At 40.5% G+C, this 6,318-nt stretch carries 3 protein-coding genes; 1 reads left to right on the top strand and 2 read right to left on the bottom strand.

Going from position 1 to position 6,318, the window contains the following annotated elements; translation table 11 throughout:
• The coding region (locus ACKWB9_RS14340; protein ID WP_414003708.1) for a Calx-beta domain-containing protein at positions 1 to 3,490 on the bottom strand (3,490 nt) is incomplete at its 3' end.
• Positions 3,491 to 4,036: 546 nt separating this feature from the next.
• Here ACKWB9_RS14340 and ACKWB9_RS14335 point away from each other — a divergent pair.
• The gene (locus tag ACKWB9_RS14335; protein ID WP_414003707.1) at positions 4,037 to 5,416 is read left to right on the top strand and encodes an FAD-dependent oxidoreductase; all 1,380 of its coding nucleotides are present in this window, start codon (positions 4,037 to 4,039) and stop codon (positions 5,414 to 5,416) included.
• Between the two features lie 122 nt (positions 5,417 to 5,538).
• On the opposite strand, the gene ACKWB9_RS14330 is transcribed toward ACKWB9_RS14335, so the two are convergent.
• Entirely contained in the window at positions 5,539 to 6,318 is a 780-nt protein-coding gene (locus tag ACKWB9_RS14330) for a zinc ribbon domain-containing protein (RefSeq protein WP_414003706.1), read from the bottom strand.

Below are 6,318 nucleotides of genomic sequence, written 5' to 3'. Positions count from 1 at the left end.
AATTGGCGGTATAGTCGCCGGGGGCATTGGCGGAGCCGTTGCCTGTGGCGTAGTCCAGGGTAAAGCCGCCCGCCACGTTTCCGGCAAGTACCACGTTGAAGATGATGGTGCCGGCATCCTCGTTTACCGTTATATTATCGTTGTCAAAAGATATTCCCGTACCCGCACCGCCGTCGTTGTCCAGAATCGAACCGTTGGCCTGTGGGGTGTTGATGGCCACCAGTGGATTGGTCGTACCGGTAAGGTCAATGTTATACCCTTCGGTGGGCTCTATGATGTCGTCGTCCAATATGGTCACTGTGATCGTCCTTGTCTCCCCGTCGTTCCCGTCGAATGCCAGAACGCCCGTTCGTGCGACGAGGTCGGTCCCGTCTGCCGTACCGAAGGCTGTCTCGAAGGAAAGGTCGAATGCCTCCTGGAAGCTTCCCGTAAGCGTGACCTCGAAAACGGCTGTCACGCCCGTACCCTCTGTGACCTCTACATCGGTGTTCACGAAGGAGATACCGTTCCCGGACCCAAGGTCGTCATCGTTGATGGTTCCGTTGGCCGTATTGGTAGAATCTCCATCCACAAACCCTATCCCAATATTCGATTGGATATTGGAGAGTACCACTGTAAAAGCTTCTTGAGGTTCGATGGTTCCATCGTTCAAGATAGGGATGTCTATGTTGAACGATTTATCGGTAGGGGTGAAGATTATGGTTCCCGACTGTGCCGTCATATCGTCACCATCGATGGCGGTGCCATCATTGGTGATAAAGTCCACGCTCACATTTTCACTGATATCCCCTGTCAAGGTTACGGTGAACCTTGCAAAGGCATCCATACCTTCGGTTACGATGATGTTCGTATCACTGAATGAAATTCCGGTGCCAGCTATAAGATCGTCGTCGCTTATCGTAATGGTGCCTGGATTATTTGAAAAAACAATGTTCTGAGCCAAACCATTGGTTATTTCTGAAGGAACTATGCCTGTATATGAGGCATTTACTATAAAGTCTTCGGAAGGTTCAATAATTGAATTGTCCACAATATCAATATTGATGGTGTTGACCTCCCCATCCGTCCCCGTAAAGTTTACTGTTCCGGAATTAACAATATAATCCGTTGGTTGGATCGCTGAATTATCGGCAGTGGCAAAGTCCATTATAAATGGATCCTGTACTTCACCATTTAGTGTAAATGCATAATTAATAGTACCGTCTTCCTCATTAACGGTTATATCTTGAAGAGCTACTGTAGCAATATCATTGTCATGAATTCTAATCATTCCCGGATCCGCAAGGTTTACTAAACCAGCACTTGAATTATCCGAAAAATAATGTCCGACCTGTTCAGAAGGTTCCGTAACAACATCATCAAGGATTTCAAATGGAATAAAGAATTCTGTGCCGGGTAAGGAATTGGCAGAGAAAGAAACGGTTGTTGATGCAAAATTGCTATAATCACTATCGGGAGTTGCACTCTCCAACGCAAGAGCAACATCAACCGTAAAGGGCTCCTCTACACCAGCACTACCAGTAGTATCCGCTAACCAAATTCTAAGTTGTACTGTTCCGGCATCCTCTAAAAAATCATAATTGCCTATTGAGACCGTTGCCGTATCCGTATCATGTATGGTACCGATACCGATAGCCTTCAAAAGCGTAACGGAAGTTGAGGACGTTGAAATGATAGCGTGAAACGTTTGGTCATTTTCCCGCCAATTGTCGTCTATAGCGGTTACGCTAAAAGTAGTACTATTTGAATTTGCCGGAATGTTAATGGTTGTAATTGTCGCATTATAATCTGCCGTTATAGTTGTTACATCGCTATAGGTTAAATTTATAGTGAGGTCGGAAGTCAGTAAATGGGAAGATGTTACCGTGAACGTCATATCATTACCTTCATCCGCAGAGGCATTGTCTATGGAGATATTGGGTATAATGGTAATGTTCGTGGGCAAATGATCGCCGATGCCGCAGGTGTCCACGGTTCCTGAACTCAATACCGTGACCGGTGTTGGATTGGTCTCACCGATAAATGTAGCCGTGGCCTGAAAACCTGTCTCTGCGCTGCAAGAATTACAACTTGATTTAACAAGAACATTGTAATTGATAGTATATAGGGGGTCATTAACGTCCGTGTAACCATCTTGGACAAAAAATTTCAATTCTTTAGTACTACTATTATATGCATACGTAACTCCTGGTGGCAATGGGTCTGTATCTACAAAGTCGACCTGTTCGGGCAAGGTCGTGGTAATTTCTAGATTATTGACATTATCATTTCCTACATTTTTAAGACCGATTTGCAGGGGAACCGTATCTCCCGGATTAAAGGATGTTGTTCCTGTGGAAGTTGTAAAATTTAAAGCTCCCAAACTGGGTTCAAAAATTTCAATACTTAGGCCAAGGGTATAAAGACCATAAGTTTCCTGATTTGATGTCATCCTTAATTTTGCCGATGTCTGATTATTATCTATTAATTGGTTGGCATCATTTTTTAGTTGAAAGATACCGGCATCAAAACCGAGGGTATTTGTACTTGCCGGACTTCTGTTCAAATATTGGGATCCATTTAGGGTGATTTTGCTGTTAAAGAAATTGTCTTCCTCCCTTTCTATGGTAGAAATACCGGTCCATGAATTGTTGGTATCCAATATTTGCAGAGCATCTCCGGCAATATTTCTGTCACCTTCCGTAGAGCCTATTAAAATGTTGGCGTTGACCGCACCGTTTGGAACCGTTTGAAAGCCATTAAAATCAATATCAAAGGAATTATCCGTAGCGGTCACTTGTGCATAACCGTCAAAAAGGGTAATATTCCTTCTTTCCAAACTTGGACTTTCATAAATAAAGATTATTTGCCATCCGCCGGAGGTACCCGTATTATTTCCGATATGGGATTGAAGGTCACCTTCCGTAACTTTGACGTTGGCCACTTGAAATTTTCCAAATGGGTCGGCAAGTGCCTGAACGTTGGACGTAATATCTTTAAAACATGTGTAAGGATCGTTGACAAAGTGCGTTGCCCGTCCGTCATAAATAACATCATCTGCAGTAACGGTTATATAGGTAGAAGAACCTGGGAGCATCAATTTTACATTTCTAAAATCCCAATTGGGCTCTGTACCCCCATTTCCCGTGGTAGCATCATATTCTTTATTGGCTCCGGACCAATATAGAAAGGCCTTGTTCAATTGCAGACAGGAACTGGATGGTTGTGGGTTCACCAAGTTGGCGCTACTTGAGTTAAATGTGGAACTATCGGAATCGATATCCACAAAAACAGTCGTTACATCATGATTGTTTATATTGGAATTTTCATTGCCCGTCGCCGTGGTAGAAAGTACATTATTGGCGATCATGGTAAAATCTCCATTTACAGCTTGTGAATAACGTGCCGAGAAAGGTTGTTTGACTTGTGCGCCCACCACGTTCACCATCAGAATGAAAGCAAAAGAGAATAAGAACTTTGAACTAAGGATTTTTAGAGTAAAATTTTTCATAGGTCTTAGGGTTAAATCGGGGGGGGGGATGTAAAAACAGGTTCAAATAGATGATTGCCCGTTTTATTTTTACTTGATTTGGTATTTACAGTTTAGGTTAAATTTCACATATCAAATAAACTTCAAAGAAATTCTTGATAAACGTATAATTAGTTTAACATCTTGTTTTTGTCGATGGCGGACAAATAACTCGATAAAGCGTAAATTTTGCTAGATAAAAAATTGAAAGGAAATAGTGTAGATGGTCGACGAGGTGTTTAAAAAGTGCTATAAATGAGTTGGTTATGATTTGATTGGCTCGGCAAAAAAAGCCATTATTTTTTGAATCTATATGGATGGTCTCAATATGAAAACACGGCAAAAAAGATAAAATATAGGGGAATGATTATGTGCAATCCGGATAATTTTATAGGCTTGTTTTGACGCTTTCCGGTGTAATGGATTTATAAATTATTTTGTAAACGTAATTTTTGGATATATCCGAAAGCGTTTAAATACAAAGACTTATTTTTAAGTTTTAAAAATCGTTTAGGTAATTCTGGATTTATGATTCGATCTTCTAAAAACATAGCCATAATCGGTTCAGGGCTTGTAGGTTCATTATTGGCTATTTATCTCAAAAAATTAGGACATTCCATTACTGTTTTTGATAGGAGACCGGATATTAGAAATATAGAGTTTTCGGGTAGAAGCATTAATTTGGCGATGAGCAATAGGGGTTGGAAAGCTCTGAGAGCCGTAGATTTAGAAGATGAAATAAAGAAAATTGCCATTCCTTTGGATAAAAGGGCAATGCATATAATAGGGGAGGAGCAATACTATCAAAAGTATGGCAAAGAGGGCGAGGCCATTTGGTCCATTTCCAGAGGAGTACTTAACAAAAGAATGATAGATTTGGCCGAAAAGGCGGGTGTGAATTTTCAATTTGAGGAAAAAGTATGGGATATTAACTTGCCGGAAGCCAAGATATATACCGGTGAAACGGAAAAAAGCGCATGGAAGGAGTATCAATACGATATGGTTTTTGGGTGCGATGGTGCCTTTTCAAGGGTTCGGCATAAAATGCAAAGACGCAGTAGGTTTGATTATTCACAAAATTTTATAGACGTAGGATATAAGGAGCTGTCCATTCCCCCCAACCCTGACGGGACACATAAATTGGATAAGCATTCCTTTCATATTTGGCCTCGCGGTAAGTTTATGTTGATTGCCATGCCTAATTTGGACGGTAGCTTTACATGTACCTTGTTTATGCCGTTTGAAGGAGAAGTTTCTTTTGGGAACATTAAAACGAAAAAAGAGGCAAGTAGTTTTTTTAAAACACATTTTCCCAATGTTAGTAAGGAAATAGAGAATTTGACCGATGACTTTTTTAAAAACCCTACCAGTGCGATGGTCACTATGAAATGCTACCCATGGACCTATTGGGACAAAGTGGCGTTGGTGGGTGATTCCGCACATGCCATTGTCCCTTTTTACGGGCAGGGAATGAATGCCGGTTTTGAAGACATATTTGAGTTAAATCGCATTATAAAAAAGCACGGGGACGATTGGGAAACTATTTTTCAAGAATATCAAAAGGAACGAAAACCTAATGTTGATGCTATTGCGGAATTGAGTTATCGGAATTTTATAGAGATGAGCAGTAAGACGGCGGATACTAGATTTTTATTGCAGAAGAAGATCGAAAAACATTTTGCGGCAAAATATCCGCATAAATGGATTCCGGCATATTCAAGGGTGACTTTTTCGGACAGGTCTTATTCAGAAGCACTGGCTTTGGGAGATGCCCAGGAAAAAATTATGCAACAGGTGATGCAAATACCGGATATTGTGCAAAAATGGGATAGTATTGAAGTTGAACAACGGATATTATCACTTTTGGAACAAGATCCTCTTCTCCGTACAACAGTTACTGGAATTTAGTTCTTGTCCATTATAACGATATAAGAGATAATGTATACTACTCAAAAACTTGAAATATAAAGGGCTTTAAATGAAAGAAGCCACCTTTTTAGGTGGCTTCGAGCTTATAAAAAATATTCATCTTATAGTTTTGCGAACATTTTTTGCATTTTTTCCTGCTCTTCCTCCGCTAAAGTGGGATCTACCAAAATCCTACCACTGTGTTCATCGGTGATAATCTTTTTTCTTGAAGCGATTTCTACCTGAACTTGAGGTGGAATGGTAAAGAAAGAACCTCCTGAAGCACCTCTTTCAATAGGTACGACCGCTAGACCATTTTTTACATTTCCACGAATGCGTGCATAGGCCTTTACCAATCTTTCCTCTATTTTATCTTGATATTTTTCGGATTCTTGCAATAATGCTTTTTCTTCCTTTTCGGTCTCTGCGAGGATGGCGTTCAATTCGCCCTTTTTATGCTTTAGATGGGTCTCGCGTTCTCCCAAGCGTTCTTTGGTTTCGGCTATTACCTCTTTTTTCTGATCTATTTGGGCCTTAAATTCCTTTATGTTCTTTTCCGCCAACTGGATTTCAAGTTCTTGAAATTCCAGTTCCTTGCTAATAGAGTTGAACTCCCTACTATTGCGAACATTTTTCTGTTGTTCAGTATATTTTTTAATTAAGGCCTTGGCTTCTTCGATCAGGTTTTTCTTAGCACCGATTTCAAAATTAATAGTTTCCAAATCGGTCTTTAATTTATCCATTCTCGTCTTAAGCCCAAGAACATCATCTTCCAAATCTTCGACCTCCAAGGGTAATTCTCCACGAACATTGCGTATCTCATCTACCCTAGAATCAATTAATTGCAGGTCATATAAGGCCCTTAATTTAGCTTCAACGGACGATTCTTCTTTTTTTGCCAT

It is taken from the genome of Maribacter spongiae, from assembly GCF_047345125.1.
Lineage (GTDB): Bacteria > Bacteroidota > Bacteroidia > Flavobacteriales > Flavobacteriaceae > Maribacter.
This window is presented reverse-complemented; position numbering and strand designations above follow the sequence as displayed.

Coding starts and splice junctions, on each gene's coding strand:
- ACKWB9_RS14335 (WP_414003707.1), top strand. CDS start 4,037: ATGATTCGATCTTCTAAAAACATAGCCATAATCGGTTCAGGGCTTGTA.
- ACKWB9_RS14330 (WP_414003706.1), bottom strand. CDS start 6,318: ATGGCAAAAAAAGAAGAATCGTCCGTTGAAGCTAAATTAAGGGCCTTA.